Below are 255 nucleotides of genomic sequence, written 5' to 3' on the forward strand. Positions count from 1 at the left end.
GCCTGGACGGCCAGGGCCACAGCCAGTGGCTGTTCGACGACACCGCCGGCCAGGTGCGCACGCGCCTGTCTAGTTCCATCGCCGCCTCGCAGCTGGGATTGGGCTATCTGGTCAAGCAGGCCGCCGATGACGCATCGCGCGGCGAATGGCGCGGCAGCGGTTTCGAGCTGCGCTCGGACGCCTGGACCGTCGTGCGCTCGGGCCAGGGCATGCTGCTGTCGGCCAACGCCCGCGAGGGCGCGCGCTCGACGCAGG

General features: G+C 72.2%; 1 protein-coding gene. It reads left to right on the top strand.

Features of this window, described 5'->3' with window-relative positions; translation table 11 throughout:
• Positions 1–255: type VI secretion system Vgr family protein (locus tag SB751_RS32850; protein WP_410749359.1), on the top strand; the 255-nt coding region annotated here is incomplete at both ends.

Source organism: Cupriavidus sp. SIMBA_020, assembly GCF_046535395.1.
Classification (GTDB): Bacteria; Pseudomonadota; Gammaproteobacteria; order Burkholderiales; family Burkholderiaceae; genus Cupriavidus; species Cupriavidus campinensis.